General features: G+C 64.7%; 19 protein-coding genes. 3 read left to right on the top strand and 16 right to left on the bottom strand.

Annotated elements, in window-relative coordinates; genetic code table 11:
* Positions 1-14: 14 nt before the first annotated feature.
* The 11 genes from fabZ to rpsB all read right to left on the bottom strand — a co-directional run bounded on the left by fabZ (position 15) and on the right by rpsB (position 10,920).
* Complete coding sequence (fabZ, locus tag M2342_RS08325; protein ID WP_264572650.1) at positions 15-497, bottom strand: 3-hydroxyacyl-ACP dehydratase FabZ; 483 nt, start codon at positions 495-497, stop codon at positions 15-17.
* A gap of 6 nt (positions 498-503) precedes the next feature.
* A complete protein-coding gene (locus M2342_RS08320) occupies positions 504-1,175 on the bottom strand; it encodes an OmpH family outer membrane protein (protein ID WP_264572649.1) in 672 nt (223 codons plus the stop codon).
* A complete protein-coding gene (bamA, locus tag M2342_RS08315; RefSeq protein ID WP_413715162.1) occupies positions 1,175-3,778 on the bottom strand; it encodes an outer membrane protein assembly factor BamA in 2,604 nt (867 codons plus the stop codon). Before bamA ends, M2342_RS08320 begins: the two co-directional genes overlap by 1 nt.
* A gap of 175 nt (positions 3,779-3,953) precedes the next feature.
* Positions 3,954-5,090 (bottom strand): M50 family metallopeptidase, encoded by a 1,137-nt coding sequence (locus M2342_RS08310; protein ID WP_264578730.1) that lies wholly within the window; start codon positions 5,088-5,090, stop codon positions 3,954-3,956.
* Positions 5,087-6,253: a 1-deoxy-D-xylulose-5-phosphate reductoisomerase gene (locus tag M2342_RS08305; RefSeq protein WP_264578729.1), complete on the bottom strand. Its 1,167-nt coding sequence runs from the start codon at positions 6,251-6,253 to the stop codon at positions 5,087-5,089. The genes M2342_RS08310 and M2342_RS08305 overlap by 4 nt, the downstream gene beginning before the upstream one ends.
* Entirely contained in the window at positions 6,250-6,915 is a 666-nt protein-coding gene (locus M2342_RS08300) for a phosphatidate cytidylyltransferase (protein WP_264578728.1), read from the bottom strand. The genes M2342_RS08305 and M2342_RS08300 overlap by 4 nt, the downstream gene beginning before the upstream one ends.
* Complete coding sequence (locus M2342_RS08295; protein WP_264575953.1) at positions 6,912-7,655, bottom strand: isoprenyl transferase; 744 nt, start codon at positions 7,653-7,655, stop codon at positions 6,912-6,914. The genes M2342_RS08300 and M2342_RS08295 overlap by 4 nt, the downstream gene beginning before the upstream one ends.
* Positions 7,656-7,715: 60 nt before the next feature.
* Entirely contained in the window at positions 7,716-8,273 is a 558-nt protein-coding gene (gene frr / locus M2342_RS08290; protein WP_264570122.1) for a ribosome recycling factor, read from the bottom strand.
* Between the two features lie 18 nt (positions 8,274-8,291).
* The gene (gene pyrH, locus M2342_RS08285; RefSeq protein WP_264570121.1) at positions 8,292-9,014 is read right to left on the bottom strand and encodes a UMP kinase; all 723 of its coding nucleotides are present in this window, start codon (positions 9,012-9,014) and stop codon (positions 8,292-8,294) included.
* Between the two features lie 106 nt (positions 9,015-9,120).
* The gene (gene tsf, locus M2342_RS08280) at positions 9,121-10,047 is read right to left on the bottom strand and encodes a translation elongation factor Ts (RefSeq protein ID WP_264570120.1); all 927 of its coding nucleotides are present in this window, start codon (positions 10,045-10,047) and stop codon (positions 9,121-9,123) included.
* A gap of 114 nt (positions 10,048-10,161) precedes the next feature.
* On the bottom strand, positions 10,162-10,920 hold the full coding sequence (rpsB, locus tag M2342_RS08275; RefSeq protein ID WP_181559454.1) for a 30S ribosomal protein S2: 759 nt from the start codon (positions 10,918-10,920) through the stop codon (positions 10,162-10,164).
* A gap of 210 nt (positions 10,921-11,130) precedes the next feature.
* On the opposite strand from rpsB, the gene M2342_RS08270 reads away from it, so the two are divergent.
* A complete protein-coding gene (locus M2342_RS08270; RefSeq protein WP_264578727.1) occupies positions 11,131-11,358 on the top strand; it encodes a hypothetical protein in 228 nt (75 codons plus the stop codon).
* On the opposite strand, the gene M2342_RS08265 is transcribed toward M2342_RS08270, so the two are convergent.
* Together M2342_RS08265 and M2342_RS08260 are read right to left on the bottom strand one after the other, a co-directional pair.
* Positions 11,318-12,100 carry a CDP-alcohol phosphatidyltransferase family protein gene (locus M2342_RS08265; RefSeq protein WP_181559452.1) on the bottom strand — a complete coding sequence of 261 codons (783 nt, stop codon included), beginning with the start codon at positions 12,098-12,100 and terminating at the stop codon, positions 11,318-11,320. The two genes, M2342_RS08270 and M2342_RS08265, sit on opposite strands and share 41 nt — an antisense overlap.
* 58 nt (positions 12,101-12,158) lie before the next feature.
* On the bottom strand, positions 12,159-12,905 hold the full coding sequence (locus M2342_RS08260; RefSeq protein ID WP_264570117.1) for a phosphatidylserine decarboxylase: 747 nt from the start codon (positions 12,903-12,905) through the stop codon (positions 12,159-12,161).
* Between the two features lie 208 nt (positions 12,906-13,113).
* Between M2342_RS08260 and M2342_RS08255 the strand changes: the two genes are divergently transcribed.
* Entirely contained in the window at positions 13,114-14,334 is a 1,221-nt protein-coding gene (locus M2342_RS08255) for an NADP-dependent isocitrate dehydrogenase (RefSeq protein WP_264570116.1), read from the top strand.
* Positions 14,335-14,447: 113 nt separating this feature from the next.
* On the top strand, positions 14,448-16,232 hold the full coding sequence (locus M2342_RS08250) for a cation:proton antiporter (RefSeq protein ID WP_264578726.1): 1,785 nt from the start codon (positions 14,448-14,450) through the stop codon (positions 16,230-16,232).
* A 13-nt stretch (positions 16,233-16,245) separates the two neighbouring features.
* Here M2342_RS08250 and M2342_RS08245 read toward each other — a convergent pair whose 3' ends face one another.
* From M2342_RS08245 to recA, 3 genes are all read right to left on the bottom strand, one after another.
* The gene (locus tag M2342_RS08245) at positions 16,246-16,644 is read right to left on the bottom strand and encodes a cupin domain-containing protein (protein ID WP_264578725.1); all 399 of its coding nucleotides are present in this window, start codon (positions 16,642-16,644) and stop codon (positions 16,246-16,248) included.
* Between the two features lie 66 nt (positions 16,645-16,710).
* Positions 16,711-19,365 (bottom strand): alanine--tRNA ligase, encoded by a 2,655-nt coding sequence (gene alaS / locus M2342_RS08240; RefSeq protein WP_264578724.1) that lies wholly within the window; start codon positions 19,363-19,365, stop codon positions 16,711-16,713.
* Between the two features lie 188 nt (positions 19,366-19,553).
* Positions 19,554-20,633, bottom strand: a complete 1,080-nt coding sequence (recA, locus tag M2342_RS08235; RefSeq protein WP_181559446.1) for a recombinase RecA — start codon at positions 20,631-20,633, stop codon at positions 19,554-19,556.
* Between the last annotated feature and the right edge of the window lie 45 nt (positions 20,634-20,678).

Here is a 20,678-nt window from a genome sequence, read left to right as displayed (position 1 = left end):
GGCTTGTGTCCCGCTCAGTCCTTCGGCGGATCGGCGATCATCGCGACGCAGTTTGTTTCTGCGCACAATTTGCCGTCGATGCTGGCCTTGCCGGAGAATTTGCAGACCGAACCGCGCAGCTGCGTGAACTCGACATGGAGGTCCAGCAGATGCCCCGGCTCGACAGGCGCACGGAACTTAGCGCCCTCGATGGTCATGAAATAAACGAGCTTGCCCGTGCCGGCGAGCCCAAGGGATTCGACGGCGAGGATACCGGCAGCCTGGGCAATCGCCTCGACGATGAGCACGCCCGGCATGATCGGACGCCCGGGGAAATGCCCCTGGAAGAACTGCTCGTTCATCGACACGGCCTTGACCGCGTGGATCGAGGTCTTGGGAACCATCGAGACCACACGGTCGACCAGCAGCAACGGGTAACGATGCGGCAAGGCTGCCAGCACGCCACGGATATCGAGTCCGCCGCTCTGTTCAGCCCCTGCGCTTTCCGCTTCGCTCATCGGTGATTAGCGCCCTTCGCCAGCCGTCGGCGTGCGCGCAGCCGGCGCTGCAGCGGCAGGCTGCTGCTGCTGCTGACCACCGGGCTGCCAGCCCTGCGGCGGCGTGATGCTGACGGACGGGACCAGCGCGTTGATCTCCTGCACGAGCAGACGGGTGACGTCCGCCGTGGGCTGGAAGGCTTCTGCGGCTTCCGCCTTCACCAGCAGGTCGATCTTGTTCTTGGTCATCACGTTGCGCATGGCCTCGGGCAGCTTGGCGCCGATCTGCTCGAGCACATAGGCGCGGGCGAGCTGGAGCGGCTGCTCGAGACGCTGCAGTTCGGCCTGCGCTTCCTGCGCGCGACGCTGCAACTCGTTATACTGGTTCTGCAGGGTGGTCTGCGTGGCAGCGGGCGGGTTCTGGCCAGCGGCCTGCGCCGCGGTCTGCAGCGCCGTCTGCTTCTGCTGGATCTCGGTCTGCAGCGCGGTGCGACGTGTGTTGATCTGATCGATATTCGACTTGTAGGTCACCTGCATCTGCTGGCTGGCCGTGGTGGCCGCGCTGGACTGGCCGATCGCCTCGTCGATGTTGACGACGGCAATCGCCTGCTTGACCTGTGCGGAAACCGGCGCTGAAACGCTGAGGGCGGCGACCGATGCCGTTGCGAGCGCAACAGCGGAAAAGATGGAGTTACGCATCAGAATTGTGTCCCTATGTTGAAGGTTACAAGCTTGGTATCATCGCCGTCGACCTTCACCAGGGCCTTGGCGATATCAATCCGGAACGGACCGAAGGGCGAATTCCAGTTCACGCCGAAACCGACCGAAACGCGCGGTTTGGGGCTGTCGCCGAGGAAAACTTCCTTGAAGCCGCCTGCGGGGAATGTCCGAAGCGATGTCCCGCTCGGGCATGATGCTCCGTCTGGAATGGATGTCGTGGTGTTCGTAGAGCTGTCATCACACTGCCGAAGACCACTGGCATCGCGGATCGGAATATTCTGGTACGCGGGGAGGTCTAAAAGATCCGGCCGACGAACGCCAAAAACTGCACCGGCATCGACGAAGACAGACGGACGCAGGCCCATGTCACGCGCGCCAGCGCCGAGCGGAATTTCGATCTCAAAGTGGGTAAGGTAATAAGCGCGGCCACCCAGAGCGTCGTCTGACCATTGGTCGCGATTCTCGCTCAGTTGCGAGGTAAGATTTCCGTTCGCATCCGCCACATAAGGCTTGCGAATGATACGCGGCCCCACGCCGCGAATATCGAAGCCACGCAATTGCGGCTCGCCCAGGAAGAAGCGGTCCACGAGCCGGACGGGGTCGGAATTCGGCCCAGCGCCATCCTCGAATGAATGGATGTAGCCAGCCTCGCCCTTCACCGAGAAGATGAACCCGCCGCCAAGCGGCCAGTATTTATCGGCCGAGAGGCGGTTGCGAAGGTAACGCACGTTACCGCCCAGACCGGCGAAATCCTGACTGAATGTGATGCTGTGCCCGCGCGTCGGACGGATGCGGTTGTCCCGCATGTCGTAGATCAACGAATAGCCGATCGACGACGTGGTGCGCTTGCCAATGGCGTCGCACAGATACTGGCTTGCGCGCAGAGGGTCGCACTGGAAGTTGCCGGCTTGCTGCCGGTCGGAATAATAATTGGCCTTGTCCAGCGTCACGTCCTCGAACGAGAGGCCGTAGCGCAGCGCCAGCGAGAGATATTCGGTAATCGGCAGACCGGCGCGCAGCTGGAAGCCGGTGCGGACTTGGCTGTACAACGTGTTGCGGTCATTACCGGACAGGTAGTTGAACGAGTTCGTATCCTGCCGGAAGATATCGCCGCCCAGCGCGATGTTCTTGTCTAGGAAGTAGGGTTCGGTGAAGCCGACGTTCACGGACTTCGAATAGCTCGAATAATTGACCGAGGTTCGCAGTTCCTGGCCCATGCCGCGGAAGTTGCGCTGCGTGACCGACGCCGAGAGGATGAAGCGCTCAAGGCTCGAGAAACCAGCGGAGAGCTGAAGCTCGCCGGTCGCCTTTTCCTCGACATTGGTTTCCAGCACGATGCGGTCGGGCGCGGAACCCGGCTTCTGGTCAATCTCCAGACGCTCCTGGAAGAAGCCCAGCGAGTTGATCCGGTCCTGCGAACGGCGGACCTGGAAGGTGTTGAACGCGTCGCCCTCATGCAGACGGAACTCGCGGCGGACCACCTTGTCCTGCGTCAGCGTGTTGCCGTTGATATCGATCCGCTCGACATAGACGCGCGGCGCGTTGGCGATACGGAAGGTGATGCCCATGGTGAGGTCTTCGCGGCTGCGATTGAACTCGGGCTGCACGTCGGCAAAGGCATAGCCGAACAGGCCGGCAGTCTGGTTGAGCTGCTCCACCGTGTCTTCCACGGCCTTGGCGTTGTACCAGTCGCCCTTCTTCATCCGCAGCGAGCGGGACAGGCCCTCGGAACTGAGGTCGCGAATATCGCTCTGCACGGTCACGTCGCCGAACTTGTAGCGGTCGCCTTCCTCCACCACATAGGTGATGATGAAGTCCTGCTTGTTCGAGGTCAGCTCGGCCACCGCCGACACGACGCGGAAATCGGCATAGCCCTGCGTCAGGTAAAACTGACGGACCTTCTGCTGGTCATAGGCCAGGCGATCGGGATCGTAGGTGGTGCCGGACGAGAAGACGCGGAACCAGCGCGACTGCTTGGTCGCCATCTCGCTGCGCAGCTGCCCATCGGAGAATTTGTCGTTGCCGATGATGTTGATCTGGCGGACCTTGGATTTCGGCCCTTCCGTGATTTCGTAGACGATGTCGACGCGGTTCTGGTCCAGCTGGACCAGCTTGGGATCGACAACCGCTGCAAACCGGCCCTGGCGACGATACAGCTCGATGATCCGGGCGACGTCCGCACGCACCTTGGAGCGCGTGTAGATCTGCCGCGGCGCCATGCGGATTTCGGGGAGGATCTTGTCGTCCTTGAGGCGCTTGTTGCCCTCCAGCACGATGCGGTTGATGACCGGGTTCTCGGTCACCTGGATGGTGAGCGCGCCCTGATTGTCGCGGATCTGCACATCCGAGAACAACTCGCTGGCGTAAAGCTCGCGCAGCGCCTCGTCGAGCGTCTCGCGGGTGTATTTGTTGCCGATCCGCAGCTTGGTATAGGAGAGGACCGTGTCCGCCTCGAGGCGCTGGGCACCTTCCACCGTGATGGCGGAGATGGTGCGCTCTTCAGCGGTCACCGGCTGAACCGCAGGCGCGGCAGGCAGCGCGGGGGCCGGCTGCGCCGCAGCGCTCCCGGTGGCCTGTGCCATCGCCGGCACGGAGCCAAAGCCCGCCAGGATGGTGCCACACAGGAGCAACGGCGCGAGGCGGCCCTGTGTCGATGAAATGCGTGCTGCTTCGCTCAAACTCAGATTCCTCGACATGTCCTGAATGCACTTCATCCGGGGAAGCCGCATCCGCGCTGCCTCCCCTGCCCCAACCCGATCAGCCAATCAAGCCGCTCAGCCCTCGCCAGACGCCAAACGACGCCAGATCGTTCAAAGTCACGAAGATCATCAGCCCCAGCAAAAGCGCGAGGCCCGACCGAAACGCCATTTCCTGAAAGCGTGGACTGACTGGCCTGCGCTGAATAGCTTCTATTCCGTAGAAGAACAAATGACCCCCGTCGAGCATGGGAATTGGCAAGAGATTGATGAACCCCAAGTTAATGGAGACCAATGCAACGAAGGCAATCAGCGCCTCTGGACCCAATGCCGCCTGCTCGCCGGAAATCTGCGCGATCTTGAGCGGCCCGCCCAGTTCATCGACAGAGCGTCGCCCGGTGATTATGTCGCCAAGGCCACTTGCCATCATGCCGATCAGCTCGCCCGTGCGGCGCACGCCGACCCAGGGTGCCTCAAGCAACCCGACAGGGCGCGAAACCGATTCAAGGCTGCGCACGCCCAGCGCGCCATAACGGAACTCATTGCCGAATCGATCGACCTGCACGACCTCGCCGATCTTCACCGGAATCTGGCGCGCCGCCCCGCCACGCTCGACGGTGAGAGTGACCTCCTCGCCGGGCAGCTTGGTCACGATGATCTGGCGCAGCTCACCGAACAGCTCCACCGGCTTGCCATCGACACCGCGAATCTTGTCGCCGGGCAGGATGCCGGCGCGGTCCGCCGCGGAATTGGCTTCCACCGCCGTCACATCGGCCGGGGTGACATTCTCGCCATAGGCATAAGCGAAGCCGCCCAGAATGATCGCGGCGAACAGCAGGTTGATAAGCGGCCCGGCCAGCACGATGAGCGCGCGCTTGCCGACCGACTTGGACTGGAACGTGCGGTTGCGCTCATCCGGCGGCAGTTGCAGCCAGCTCGGGTCGGACTGGCTGGCCGCGTTCATGTCTCCGGCGAACTTGACGTAGCCGCCGAGCGGCAGCGCCGCGACGCGCCAGCGCGTGCCGCGCTTGTCATGCCAGGCGAAGACTTCCTTGCCGAAGCCGATGGAAAAGGTCTCGGCATGAACGCCGAACCAGCGGCCGACGAGATAATGTCCCAGCTCATGAACGAACACGAGCGGGCCGATGACCAGCAGGAACGCGAGGATCGTGAAGAAGAAACCGGGGTTATCGGTCAATTGATGAGCTCCGCCGTCAGCCGCTCGGCCATTGCACGCGCCGACCTGTCGATGGCCTGAACATCCTCGAGCGTGGCGATGCGGCCGGCATCGCTGCGGGCTAGCACGTCTTCGACGATCCGGCCAATATCAAGAAAGCCGATCCGCCCATCGAGGAACGCCCCGACGGCGATCTCATTCGCGGCATTGAGGACGGCAGGTGCGCCGCCGCCTGCCTGAATCGCCTCGCACGCAAGGCGCAGCGCGGGGAAGCGCTCCTCATCGGGTGCCTCGAAATCGAGCCGGCCGAGCGTGGCGAGATCGAGCGCCTCGCAGGGCGTCTCCATGCGCTGCGGCCAGGCCAGCGCGCTGGCGATGGGGATGCGCATATCCGGGCAACCGAGCTGCGCAATCGTCGAGCGATCGCGATATTCGACCATCGAGTGGATGACCGATTGCGGGTGAACGAGGATCGAAAAGCGCTCAAGGCCGATGGGGAAGAGGTGATAAGCCTCGATCAGCTCCAGCCCCTTGTTCATCATCGTCGCGCTGTCGATGCTGATCTTGCGGCCCATCGACCAGTTGGGATGCTTGACCGCCTGCGCCGGCGTCACCGCGCGCATGGCCTCGCGGCTGAGTGTGCGGAACGGGCCGCCGCTGGCTGTCAGCGTGATCTTGCGCACGGCGTCGAGGCCGCCGCTTGCGAGGCACTGGAAGATCGCGTTGTGCTCGCTGTCGACCGGCAGCAGCGCAGCGCCACTGCGGGCGACGGCCGCCATCATGACGTCACCGGCCGAGACCAGCGCCTCCTTGTTGGCCAGCGCCACCGTCTTGCCCCCGGCGACCGCCGCAAGCGTCGGAGCCAGTCCCGCGCAGCCGACAATGGCGGCCATCGTCCAGTCCGCGCCCATTTGCGCCGCCTCGATCAGTGCCTCGCTGCCAGCGGCGACCTCGATGCCGCTACCGGCCAGCGCAGCCTTGAGCGCGTCATAGCGGCTCTCATTGGCGATGACGGCGCGGCGGGCGCGGTGCGTGACGGCGATCGCGGCGAGCTTGTCGACATCGTCCCCGGCGGTCACGGCCAGAACCTCAAACGCCTCCGGCTCGCGCGCGATGAGATCGAGCGTGGAGGTGCCAACCGACCCGGTCGCGCCGAAGACGGAAACGGTGCGCGGCGCGATCATCCCAGCATTCCTCCTGCGCTAGCCAGAGCAGCCAGAATGGCGGCCAGCAGCAGGCCGTCCACACGGTCGAACATGCCGCCATGGCCGGGGATGAGATTGCCGCTATCCTTCACGCCCGCACGCCGTTTCATCCAGCTTTCGAAGAAATCGCCGACTTGCGCCACCACTGCGATGGCCGCGCCGAGCAGCGCGCTGACCAGCACGAAGCCGGGCTGCAGGCTCACGCTGGCGACAACCGCCACCAGCAATGCCGAGGCGGTCATGCCGCCGCCCAGCCCCGCCCAGGTCTTGGAGGGGCTGATCGCCGGGGCGATCTTCGGTCCGCCAATCGTCCGCCCGGCGAAATAGGCGCCCACATCCGTCGCGATGACGATGCCGATGAGCAACCAGCGCGTCGCAGCGCCCAAAGACAGCAGCGCCAGCGCCGCGCCGCCAATATAGATCAGCCCGAAGAGCAGCCAGAGCACGCGGGCGAGCGTGCCATCGGGAAAGCGCCGGACGAGGCCGCGCCATTCCCAGAAAACGAGGGCGCTCACCAGCGCCACCAGCAGGATCAGCACCGCGCCATCGGCCCATAGCGCGAGCCCGGCGCCGACCAGCAGCACGATCGCCGAGCCGGTGCGAACCGCCAGATCGGAACGAGGCGCGCGTTCGGCCATCATCGCCCTCCGTACCGGCGTTCGCGGCAGGCATAGCTTTCCACCGCAGCTGCCAGCGCTGCTTCATCGAAGTCCGGCCAGAGCGTCTCGGTGAAATACAGTTCGGCATAGGCCGCCTGCCAGAGCAGGAAGTTGGAGAGGCGCACTTCGCCAGAGGTGCGGATCAACAGATCGAGCGGCGGCAGGTCAGCGGTATCCAGCTGCGCCGCGATGACGGCGGGCGTGATCGCTTCGGGTGCCAGCGTGCCGGCCTGCACCTGTTGGGCGAGCGTGCGCATGGCGCGAGCCAGTTCGTCCTGCGACCCATAATTGAGCGCCACCACCAGCGTGGACGCGGTGTTGGCGGCGGTGCGCGCCACGGCGGCATCGACCATGGCCGCCGCTTCCGGCTCGAAGGCATGGTGATTGCCGATGATCTTCAGCCGGATGCCGGCCTCGTGCAGGTCGTCAACTTCCGAGCGGAGAAACTGCTTCATCAGCCCGGTCAGGTCGGCAATCTCGTCCTCGGGCCGCTTCCAGTTCTCAGACGAAAAGGCATAGAGCGTCACGCATTCGATGCCGAGCTTGGATGCAGCCCGCAGGGTACGGCGCACGGCCTCGGCGCCGGCGCGATGACCGGCGACGCGCGGCAAGCGGCGCGCCTTCGCCCAGCGGCCATTGCCATCCATGATGATCGCGACATGGCGCGGCACCGCCCCTTCCCCGCCGGTCTGGGCGGGGGTCGGCGCGGCCTTGCGCGTCATCCTGGACCTCAAAAGGCTCATAAATAGCCCTGGCCTCTCCCTCGGCAGTCGAAGGACGGATTATTTGCCAAGGATTTCCTTTTCCTTCGCCTGCGCTGCCGCATCGATATCCGCTATGGTAGAATCGGTGAGCTTCTGCACGTCGGCTTCGGCGCGCTTGCGCTCGTCCTCGCTGATCTCGCCCTTCTTCTCGTCGGTCTTCAGATTGTCCATGCCGTCGCGGCGGACGTTGCGGGCGGCGACGCGCGCCTTCTCGGCATATTGGCCGGCCAGCTTGGCGAGTTCCTTGCGGCGCTCTTCGGTCAGGTCCGGAATCGGCAGGCGGACGTTCTGCCCGTCGACGATCGGGTTGAGGCCAAGGCCCGCCGAGCGGATCGCCTTGTCGACCGGGCCGACATTGGACTTGTCCCACACCTGCACGGAGAGCAGGCGCGGCTCCGGCGCGGAGACGGTCGCGACCTGGTTGAGCGGCATCTTCGCGCCGTACACCTCAACGGTGATGGGATCGAGCAGGCCCACATTGGCCCGGCCCGTGCGCAGCCCGTTCAGATCGTGCTGGAGCGCGTCGACGGCGCCTGCCATGCGGCGCTCCAGATCAGCCTTGTCATATTTTGCCATCTTGCCTCTCCGATGAACCTAGCGACCGCTGTCGACCAGGGTCGAGACACCCTCGCCGCGCAGCACGCGGGCAAGGTTGCCCTGCTCGCGAATGTTGAACACGATGATGGGAATGGCGTTATCGCGGCACAGCGCCACGGCGCTGGCATCCATCACCTTGAGATTTTGTGTGAGCACCTGATCGTAACTCACGCGATCGAAACGCTTTGCAGAATCGACGAGCTTGGGATCGGCATCATAGACGCCATCGACCGACGTACCCTTGTAGAGCGCATCGCAGCTCATTTCGGCCGCCCGTAGCGCCGCGCCGCTATCTGTCGTGAAATAGGGATTGCCCGTGCCGGCGGCAAAGATCACCACCCGCCCCTTCTCCAGATGCCGCTGGGCGCGGCGACGGATATAGGGCTCGCAAACGCTCGCCATGGGGATAGCGGACTGCACCCGCGTCGCGACGCCCAGATGCTCCAGCGCATCCTGCATGGCGAGGGCATTCATGACGGTCGCCAGCATGCCCATATAATCGGCATTGGCGCGGTCCATGCCCTGCGCTGCGCCGGCCATGCCACGGAAGATGTTGCCGCCGCCGATCACCAGACAGATCTCGAAGCCGAACTCCTTGGCTTCCTTCACTTCCCCGGCCACGCGCGCGACAGTGCCCGGGTCGATACCGAAGCTCTGAGCCCCCATCGCGGCCTCGCCCGAGAGCTTGATGAGAATGCGCTTGGGGGCAGTGGTGGTCATGAATGCCTAACAAATTCCAGAGACGGGAGCGGCGCGGACCTTAGTAAGCCCGCGCCGCCATGCCAAGCACCGAGCGCGCCCGGTGCGTAATAAATGAAGGAAAGGATCAGGCGCCGACGGCGGCTGCGACTTCCGCCGCGAAATCCTTCTCTTCCTTCTCGATGCCTTCGCCGAGCTGGAAGCGCACATAGTCCTTGAGGACGATGGTCGTGCCGGCATCCTTCGCGGCCTTGGCCACGACGTCCGCGATCGGCGTCTTGTTGTCCATCACGAAGATCTGCGAGAGCAGCGCCTGCTCCTTGGCGAACTTCGCCACGGCGCCGTCGACCATCTTGGCGACGATGTCGGCGGGCTTGCCCGACTCGGCAGCCTTCTCAGCTGCGATCTTGCGCTCGCGGTCGAGGATCTCGGACGGAATGTCCTCAGCCTTGAGCGCGACAGGGAAAGCCGCCGCGATGTGCATGGCGATCTGCTTGCCGAGCGGGGCGAGCACGTCGGCACCGGCCGGGCTCTCCAGCGCGACGAGCACGCCGATCTTGCCGAGCGAGGGCGCCACGGCGTTGTGCATGTAATCAATGACCAGACCCTGGTCGACCGACACCGCCTTCACGCGACGCAGTTGCTGGTTTTCGCCGATGGTGGCGACATTGGTCACCAGCGCATCGTTGATCGTGCCACCGGCCGGGTGCGGCGCGGCCAGCAGGGCCTCGGCGTCGCCGATGGCGTTCTTGAGCGCCACGTCGCCGGCCGTGCGGACGAAGCCCTGGAACTGATCGTTCTTGGCGACGAAGTCCGTCTCGCTGTTCACTTCGACGGCAACGCCGCGCGTGCCATCGACAGCGACGACCACGAGGCCCTCGGCTGCGGTGCGGCTCGACTTCTTCTGCGCGGCGGCAAGGCCCTTGGCGCGCAGCCAGTCGACTGCAGCTTCCACGTCACCATTGGTCTCGGCAAGCGCTTTCTTGCAGTCCATCATGCCAGCGCCCGAGCGCTCGCGCAGTTCCTTGACGGCGGCTGCGGTAATCTCTGCCATGTCTCTTGTTCCTCAAATCTCGAATTCAATATTGCCAGATGTCAGGCGGGCGCCAGGATCGTTCCCGATCCGGCGCCCTGCCCGCACATTGTTGCGTGCGTTTGACGGCGCCGATCAGGCCTGCGCGAGCGCTTCCTCAGCCGGCGGCTCGTCCATGGCGCCAAGGTCCATGCCGGATGCCGCGGCGGCGTTCTGGTTGCCGCGGGTCGCAGCCTGAGCCAGAGCCTCGCAATAGAGGCGGATGGCGCGGCTGGCGTCGTCATTGGCCGGAACCGGGAAGGCGATGCCCGACGGATCGACGTTCGAGTCGAGAACCGCGACCACCGGGATACCCAGCGTGTTGGCTTCCTTGATCGCCAGCTCTTCCTTGTTGACGTCGATGACGAACATCACGTCCGGAATGCCGCCCATGTCGCGGATGCCGCCGAGGGACAGCTCGAGCTTGTCGCGCTCGCGCGTCATCTGGAGCACTTCCTTCTTGGTGAGGCCGTGGGTGTCACCCGACAGCTTCTCCTCAAGCGTCTTGAGACGCTTGATCGAGCCGGAAATGGTCTTCCAGTTGGTGAGCATGCCGCCCAGCCAGCGGTGATTGACGAAGTGCTGACCCGAACGACGGGCGGCCTCGGCAATCGGCTCCTGCGCCTGGCGCTTGGTGCCGACGAACAGCACCTTGCCGCCAGCGGCGACCGTCGCGGACACGAAGTCCAGCGCGCGGGCGAAGAGGGGAACGGTCTGCGAGAGATCGAGAATGTGGATGCCGTTCCGCTCCCCGAAGATGTACGGCTTCATGCGGGGATTCCAGCGGTGCGTCTGGTGGCCGAAGTGCGCGCCGGCCTCGATCAATTGGTGCAGGGTGACGACGGGTGCCGCCATAATATATCTCCTTCCGGTTGAGCCTCTGGGATTCAGTGACCGCGAAGCGGCACCGGTATGTGGCGAATCCCATGTGGGTTAGACGCGCGCCCTTAGACCAAGCCCGACAGGAGCACAAGCCTGCACATCACGCTTGACAGGCGGCGAGAACAAGAACAAATAGTGAACATAAAGCCATGGCGATGCTGTGGACACAGGAAAGAGACTACGATGTTCTATATTCTGGGATGTGCCTTGTTTGCGGTTGCGGCGACTTTGGCGGCGACGATCATGGTCCATGAACTGCGCCTGCGCCATGGCGCGATGATACGCGCCCTGCGGACGCTGGATCTGGAAGGTTGGACGCCCGAACGTGCCGGGCAGCGGCAGACGGCACAGCCCGTCGCCGCGACAGGCCTCAGCCTTGCGATAGCGATGCCGCCACGAGCCGCCGCTTGACTCGAGCGTAGCTGACCAGCCCGACCGGCAGCAGCGCGATGTATGCCAGCGACAGCAGAAGCAAAGCGTGCCACGGGGCAACCATCAAGCTCGCGGCGAAGATGCCGGCCAGCAGAATGGCGAACAGGCGCCAGGCCGGCGGTACGCGGAGCCCCTTCCAGCCCAGCGTCGGCAGGCTGGAGATCATCAGGAACGCCGAAATGACGATCCACGGGGCGACAAGCCGCCAGTCGCGGAACACGTCCAATCCGGTGATGAACCAGGCATAGAGCGGCAGCAGGGCGATGCCGGCGCCCGCCGGGGCAGGTACGCCAGTGAGAAATCCCGCAGCCTTGCGCGGCTGATCGATGACATCGAGGCTAGCATTGAAGCGCGCAAGACGCAGCGCGCAACTCAGCGCCAGCACCAGCGCGACGATCCAGCCAAAGCGGGGCATGGACTGCAAGGACCAGAGATAGACAAGGAGCGCTGGCGAGACGCCGAAGGCAATCGCATCCGAGAGCGAATCGAGTTCCGCGCCGAAGCGACTGTCCGCCCGCAGCAGGCGCGCGACACGTCCGTCGACCCCATCGAGCACGCCGGCAAAGATGATCGCCGCGACGGCAAGCTGCCATTCACCGGAAATGCCATAGCGAATGGCGGTGAGACCAAAGCAGAGCGCCATCGCCGTAATGGCGTTCGGTGCAACCTGACGCAGCGTGATGCCGCGGCTCATCCGGGCGATGGGACGCGGTCGCGCCATTATATCAAATCCGAAACAGGCGCGGGGCCGCCAATGGGCGCGCCAAGCGAGCGAGGCCTCATTGCAGCACAGCCGTGGCGGACTGGTTCTCGCCCAGATGCGCCAGGATCGTTTCGCCGGCGACGGTATGCGTGCCAAGCGCGACCTGCGGCGCCGTGCCGGCAGGGAGATAGACGTCCACGCGGCTGCCGAAGCGGATCAACCCGACGCGCTGGCCTGCCGCGACGATATCGCCGCGCTTGACGAAAGGAACGATCCGCCGCGCGACCAGCCCAGCGATCTGCGTGAAGCCCACCCGCACGCCATCGCTGCGCTCGACCAGAATGTGCTGGCGCTCATTGTCTTCGCTGGCCTTGTCCAGGTCCGCATTGACGAACTTGCCACTGATATAGACGACATCCTTGATGGTGCCGCTGATCGGGGTGCGATTGATGTGGACGTCGAACACGCTCATGAAGATAGAAACCCGTGTCATGGGTTCGGTTCCAAGCTTGTCTGGTCCGAGCATCTCCGGCGGGGGCGGAACGACCTGAATCAGGGTCACCAGCCCATCCGCCGGCGCGATGATTGCGCGCTCGTCCTGCGGCACGGCGCGGATGGGATCGCGGAAGAAGGCGAACACCCAAAGCGTCACGCCGACCATCAGCCAGGCCAGGATCGACCAGCCCATCAAGGCAAAAATGAGGGTAATCGCAGCGGCAATCGCCCCAAAGCGCCGCCCCTCCGGGTGAACCGATGGGAAACTCCACTTGACGCTTGTCCGTGAAGGCGCGACCGGCTGCGTGCCCGAAAATTCTGTTGTCATGGGCTCTGTTTAGGGTGAGCCGCCGCCCGGCACAATCCCCGCCGGCCCAAACAGGCCTGCCACGCGGCATAAATCGCCCGACATCAGCCTCTCATGCGTGGCCAGGGCAGTTGATCATCGCCGCGACCTTCCCTAGAGGCATGCTGAAAGGTCCTGCCGCGCGCGGTCGCGGCGGCCCCAGCGACATCGAACAGGGAACATGGCACGCATGAGCAAGATCAAGGTGAAAAATCCGATCGTCGAGATCGACGGCGATGAGATGACCCGGATCATCTGGGAATGGATCCGCGAGCGGCTCATCAAGCCTTATGTCGACGTCGACCTTCACTATTATGATCTGAGCGTCGAAGAGCGTGACCGCACCAACGACCAGATCACCATCGATTCCGCCGAGGCCATCAAGAAGTACGGCGTCGGCGTGAAGTGCGCCACGATCACGCCGGACGAGGCGCGCGTCGAGGAGTTCAACCTCAAGCAGATGTGGAAGTCGCCGAACGGCACGATCCGCAACATTCTGGGCGGCGTCGTGTTCCGCGAGCCGATCGTCATCAAGAATGTGCCCCGCCTGGTGCCGGGCTGGACCGACCCGATCGTGATCGGCCGCCATGCCTTTGGCGATCAATATCGCGCCACCGACTTCCTCGTGCCCGGCCCCGGCAAGCTGCGTCTGGTGTTCGAAGGCGACGATGGCAAGGTGATTGACCGCGAAGTCTTCCAGTTCCCCGGCTCGGGCGTCGCCATGTCGATGTACAATCTCGACCAGTCGATCATCGATTTCGCCCGCGCATCCATGAACTATGCGCTCGACCGCAAGTGGCCGCTATACCTCTCCACCAAGAACACGATCATCAAGGCCTATGACGGCCGATTCAAAGATCTGTTCCAGGACGTTTTCGACCGTGAATTCAAGGACAAGTACGCGGCTGCTGGCATCGAATATCAGCACCGCCTGATCGACGACATGGTCGCGGCCGCGCTCAAGTGGAGCGGCAAGTTCGTGTGGGCGTGCAAGAACTATGACGGCGACGTTCAGTCGGACACCGTGGCGCAGGGCTTCGGCTCGCTCGGCCTGATGACCTCCGTCCTGATGTCGCCCGACGGCAAGACGGTCGAGGCCGAAGCCGCGCACGGCACCGTGACCCGTCACTATCGCCAGCACCAGCAGGGCAAGGCGACCTCCACCAACCCGATCGCCTCGATCTTCGCGTGGACCGGTGGCCTCAAGTTCCGTGGCAAGTTCGACGAGACGCCGGACGTCGTCCGCTTTGCCGAGACGCTGGAGCGCGTCTGCGTGCAGACGGTGGAAAATGGCGAGATGACCAAGGACCTCGCGATCCTCATCGGGCCGAATCAGGCCTGGATGACCACCGAGCAGTTCTTCGAGGCGATCCGCCGGAACCTCGAAGCCGAAATGAGCAACTGGTCCTAAAGACCTGAAGGGGGCGCTTCGATGGGGTCAACCACGCTCGAAGCGCCCTCCTCCCTCCCTGCGGTACGCCCGCACCCTGGCCTCCCGCCCACTCGCCCGAGCGGACTGATCCGATGATCCACGGCACGTTCGGCAGCCAGACCTTCAACGAGGCGCTGGTCATTCTCGGCGCGGCGGGCCTCGTGATCCCTGCCTTCGCACGCTTCCGCATCAGCCCGATCATCGGCTTCATCCTCGTCGGCCTGCTGGTCGGCCCCTTTGGTCTCGGCCGGTTCGTCAGCGCCTATCCGGCGCTCGCCCATGTGACGATCTCGCGGGAATCGGCGATCACCGCCTTTGCCGAACTCGGCATCGTCATGCTGCTTTTCTCTATCGGCCTGGAACTGTCGTTCAAACGCTTGTGGTCGATGCGCAAATTCGTCTTCGGCATCGGTGCGGCGGAACTGCTCGGCAGCGCCACGCTGATCGGCGGCGGGATGCTGCTGCTGGGCAGCAGCCTGTATGCCGCCATCGGCCTGGGTCTTGCCCTCTCCCTCTCGTCAACGGCGCTCGTCATGCCGATCGCCGGCACGCACTCAGCGGTTGGCAAATCCGCGTTCGGCATGTTGCTCTTCGAGGATCTGGCGCTCGTACCGATCGTCTTCGCGCTTGGTGCCATGGCCCCCAATGTCGCGGACGATGGTTGGGAAAATCTTGCTACCGTCCTGCTGACCGGCGGTCTCGCCGTCCTCGCCTTGCTGATCGGCGGGCGCTTCATGCTCCCCCGCCTCTTCGCACAGGCGGCGCGCGCCAAGCGGCCCGAGGTGTTTCTGGCGGCAAGCCTGCTCGTGGTGATGGTCTCCAGCCTGCTCACCACGGCGGCAGGCCTCTCGCCCATCGTCGGCGCGCTGGTCGCGGGCATTCTGATCGCGGAAACCGACTATCACGGCCAGGTCGAGGGCATGACCGAGCCGTTCAAGGGCCTGGCACTGGGCGTCTTCCTGATCACCGTGGGCATGGCGATCGATCCGGTCGCCCTGGTCGCGCAATGGGATGGGTTGCTGCTCGCGATCACCGGCGTGGTTCTCGCCAAGGTGGCAGTGACCAGCCTGCTACTGCGGCTTGCGGGCGCGCGGCGCGGGGTGGCGCTGGAAACCGGCATCCTGATGGGCAGCCCCTCGGAAACGACGCTCATCGTGCTGGCGAGCGCCGTGACGGCCAATCTCATCAGCCCCGGGACGGCGGCGTTCTGGCAAATGGCCACCGCCATCGGCCTCACCCTCACCCCCATCCTCGCCAAATTCGGGCATCGCATGGCCCGGCGGGTCGAGCGGGATGCGCTGGAGCCGGACAGAACCGACACTGACGACAATGCGCGCGCCGCCATCATCCTCGGCTTCGGCCGCGTTGGCCGCACCGTCGCGGATCTCCTGCGCGTGCATGAGGTGCCCTATGTGGCGGTGGAGAACGATATCGATATCGTCGCGCAGGCCCGGGCGGAGGGCTACACCGTCCAGTTCGGCGATGTGTCGCGCCCCGACACGCTCGACCGTCTGAGACTCGGGCGCGCGCAGGCGCTCATCATCACCATGGACGACCCGGTGCTGGCGATGCGCGTCACCAATCGCGTGCGGGGCTGGCTGGACGATCTGCCAATCATCGTGCGGGCGCGGGACACCACCCACGCCGCCCAACTCTATCGGGCCGGCGCAAGCGACGCGGTGCCCGAGACGCTGGAAAGCTCACTGCACCTGGCCGAGACCGCGCTGGTGGACCTCGGCCTGCCCATGGGGCCCGTGATCGCGTCCGTGCACCAGAAGCGCGAAGACCTGCAGAATGAGATCAAGGCGGCGGCGGAACTCGACGTCGCGCCGCGGCTGCGGAGTCGGCGGCTGGGGGAAGCGAACGGCCCCGCCTGAGCCCAACTCGCCGCTAGCGCGGCTCGTGCTCGGTTCCGCTGCCCGGGGTGATGAACAGCAGTTCCACCTCTCCGGGCGCATCCGCCGTGTGCCAGACATTGGCGGGGTTGATCGCATAGTCGCCGGCGGACAAAGCCACATGGGTTTCCGTGCCATCGCGCGCGCGCTGCCGAAGCGTCACGGCGCCGGCGATGCAATAGACGATTTCTTCGCCGAGCGGATGCCGCTCCCACATCGACCAATCGCTGCTGAAGCGATAGACGCTGACCAGACGGCCATCTGCGCCATCGTCGCCATGGCGGGCATCATAGGCGGCATACCAGGCCGGGTCGGAGGTCATGGCCGGCTGTGCCACGGCCTTGCCGCCCCGCGCGAGGTGTATGGGATAGGTAATGAGCGACTTCGGCGTCATGGATCGTCTCCCACACAGGAGCCGGCCGGACCGAGAGGTCTGCCCTCCCCCGTTCAGCGCCCCGTTTCAGCCCTGCGCGATGCGCGCCTTGATCGCCTCGATCGCCGCCGGTGCAGCCGAACCGTCCGGACCGCCACCCTGCGCCATATCCGGGCGACCGCCGCCACCCTGCCCGCCCAGCGCAGCCACGCCGAGACGAACCAGATCGACAGCGCTGAACGTGCCGGTCAGATCGTCGGTCACGCCGGCCGCGATGCTCGCGCGCCCGTCATTCACCGCGATGACAACGGCGATGCCGCTGGCAAGCCGGCCCTTGGCGTCATCCACCAGACCGCGCAGCCCCTTGGGGTCGAGCCCATCGAATTGCTGGGCGAGAACCTTGTAGCCATTGACGATCTCGGGCGCAGCCTCAGCCGAAGCGCCGCCGCCCGATGCGCCGGCCAGTGCGAGCGCCTTCTTGGCTTCGGCCAGCTCGCGCTCCAGCTTGCGGCTCTGTTCGGCCAGCGCGGCCACGCGGGCCGTTGCGTCCTCGGGCGTCGTCCGCAAGGTCGTGGCGATGGCGCGCAATTGCTCGTCGCGCTGCGTGAGCCACAGGCGCGCGGCCTCCCCGGTCAGCGCCTCGATCCGGCGGACACCACTGGCAACCGCGCTTTCGCCGACGATCTTGAACAGCGCGATGTCGCCCAGCGCGCGCACATGGGTGCCGCCGCACAGCTCGACCGAATAGGTGCCCTCGTCGCCCGTGCCCATGGAGAGCACGCGCACTTCGTCGCCATATTTCTCGCCGAACAGCGCCATGGCGCCGGCGGCAATCGCATCGTCCGGCGACATGAGGCGCGTGCTGACCTCGGCATTGCCGCGAATCTGCGCGTTCACATCGGCCTCGACCCGCGCGATCTGCGCCGGCGTGAGCGCCTCAGGATGCGAGAAGTCGAAGCGCAGCCGGTCTTCCGCGACGAGGCTGCCCTTCTGGGTCACATGCGGGCCGAGCGTCTTGCGGAGCGCGGCGTGCAACAGGTGCGTGGCGCTGTGATTGGCGCGCACGCGCGCGCGGCGGGCGGCATCGACCTCCATGTGGACGATATCGCCAATGGCGATTCGCCCGGCCTCGATGCTCGCCTGATGGGCGTGAAGACGGCCCAGGGGCTTGGCGGTGTCCGAGACGGTCGCAGACAGCCCATCTGACTTGCTGATCCGACCGGTATCGCCTGCCTGGCCGCCGCTCTCGCCATAAAAAGGCGTCTGATTGGTGACGATGGTCACGCTCTCGCCGGCCTGCGCTTGCTCGACGCGGGCACCATCCTTGACCAGCGCGACCACGCGACCCTCACCGGCTTCGCTCAGATAGCCGGTGAACTCAGTCGATCCCTCGCTCTCGGCAATATCGAACCAGACGTCTTCCGATGCCTTCTGGCCGGAGCCTTTCCAGGCGGCGCGCGCGGCGGCCTTCTGGGCTGCCATGGCCGCGTCGAAGCCGGAGCGGTCGACGGTGAGACCCTGGGCACGCAGCGCGTCTTCGGTCAGATCGTAAGGGAAGCCGTAGGTGTCGTAGAGCTTGAACGCGGTGTCGCCGGGCAGCGTCGCGCCCGTCGGCAGACCGGCCACGGCTTCGTCCAGCAGCTTGAGACCCTTGTCGAGCGTCTGCCGAAAGCGGGTTTCCTCGCGCAGCAGCGTTTCCTCAATCAGCGGCTGGGCGCGGATCAATTCCGGGAAGGCCGCGCCCATTTCCGCGCTGAGACCGCCAACGAGCCGGTGCATCAACGGCTCGGCGGCACCCAGCAGATGCGCATGACGCATGGCGCGGCGCATGATCCGCCGCAGCACATAGCCGCGCCCCTCATTGGCCGGCAGCACGCCATCGGCAATCAGGAAGCCCGCCGAACGCAGATGGTCAGCGATGACGCGGTGGCTGGCGGCCTGCTCGCCTTTTGCCGACGTCTTGGTCAGCGCGGCGGACAGATCGATCAGTGCCCGGAACTGGTCGGTATCGAAGACGCTATGGACGCCCTGGATGACCGTGGCCGCGCGTTCGAGGCCCATGCCGGTGTCGATGGACGGACGCGGCAGATCGCCGACGATTTCGCCGCCCAGCTGCTCGAACTGCATGAAGACGAGATTCCAGATCTCGACGAACCGGTCGCCATCCTCATCCGGCGAGCCGGGAGGGCCGCCGGGGACGTCCGGGCCATGATCGTAGAAAATCTCGGAACAGGGGCCGCATGGGCCATCGTCGCCCATCGACCAGAAATTGTCCTTGGTCGCAATGCGGATGATGCGCTCGTCCGGCAGGCCGATCTTCTTCCAGTAACCGAAGGCCTCGTCATCGGTGTGATAGACCGTGACCAGCAGCCGGTCCTTGGGCAGGCCGAGTTCGCGCGTGACGAACGTCCACGCCAGCTCGATGGCGCGTTCCTTGAAATAATCGCCAAACGAGAAATTGCCGAGCATCTCGAAGAAGGTGAGGTGCCGCGCGGTGTAGCCGACATTATCGAGATCATTATGCTTGCCGCCCGCCCGCACGCACTTCTGCGAGGAGGTCGCCGTCTTATAGGGGCGGCTCTCAAGTCCCGTGAACACATTCTTGAACGGCACCATGCCGGCGTTCACGAACATGAGCGTGGGATCGTTATTGGGCACGAGCGGCGCGGAAGGCACGATCTCATGACCATTGGCCCCGAAATAATCGAGGAACGCGCGGCGGATATCGTTGGTCGACGTCATGGACGAGCGATTAGGGGAAGCCGCAGCCGCCGACAAGCGGTGAGTGAACGGAAAATCGCGACCAAAATCCGATCGCCAGTCGCAAGCGCAGCTTCATGATCGCTTGGACTGCGCAGCGCGCTACTCATGCGACGCCACCGCAGACAACGACCTGACCGCGCTTGTGCACGATCAGGCCGCCCAAAAGATCAATCCTCGCTTGCCTCGTCACTGTCCGGCCCGGTCATCATGCCCTCGGCCACAGCCTCGGTGCGCGCGCGGATGGTGCGCTCCAGCTTGTCCATCATCTCGGGATTTTCACGCAGGAAGTTCTTGGCGTTCTCACGTCCCTGCCCGATCCGCACGGAATCATAGGAGAACCACGCGCCCGACTTCTCGACCACGCCGGCCTTGACGCCCAGGTCCAGAATCTCACCGACCTTGGAAATGCCTTCGCCGTACATGATGTCGAACTCGACCTGCTTGAACGGCGGCGCGACCTTGTTCTTGACCACCTTCACGCGCGTGGCGTTGCCGACGATATCGTCACGATCCTTGATCTGACCGGTCCGGCGAATGTCGAGACGAACAGAGGCGTAGAACTTCAAGGCATTGCCGCCCGTGGTCGTCTCCGGATTGCCGTACATCACGCCGATCTTCATGCGCAGCTGGTTGATGAAGATCACCATGCAGCGCGAGCGGCTGATCGAGCCGGTCAGCTTGCGCAGCGATTGCGACATGAGGCGCGCCTGCAGGCCGACATGGCTATCGCCCATCTCACCCTCGATCTCGGCGCGGGGCACCAGCGCCGCGACCGAATCGACCACCAGCACGTCGATGGCGTTGGAGCGCACCAGCGTATCGGTGATCTCCAGGGCCTGCTCGCCGGTATCCGGCTGCGAGACGATCAACTCATCGATGTTCACGCCCAGCTTGCGGGCATAGACCGGATCGAGCGCATGTTCGGCGTCGATAAACGCTGCCGTGCCGCCCGTCTTCTGCGCCTCGGCGATCACATGGAGCGCCAGCGTGGTCTTGCCCGAGCTTTCCGGACCATAGACCTCGATGACGCGACCGCGCGGCAGGCCGCCGACGCCAAGCGCGATATCAAGGCCCAGGCTGCCGGTGGAAATCGCCTCGACCTGCATTGCCTCCTTGGAGCCCAGCTTCATCGCCGAGCCCTTGCCGAAGGCGCGATCGATCTGCGCCAGTGCTGCTTCGAGTGCTTTCTGCCGTTCCATGGTTCCCACGTTCTTCTCGCCGTCGATAAGCTTCAAGCTCGCCGTCATGTGCCTGCTCCCCATGGAAGTCAAATCCTCGTGAACCGAAAGTCA

The organism is Sphingobium sp. B8D3A (assembly GCF_025961995.1).
Classification (GTDB): domain Bacteria; phylum Pseudomonadota; class Alphaproteobacteria; order Sphingomonadales; family Sphingomonadaceae; genus Sphingobium.
Note: the sequence above shows the minus strand (reverse complement) of the source record. Positions and strands in the feature narration are given on the sequence as shown.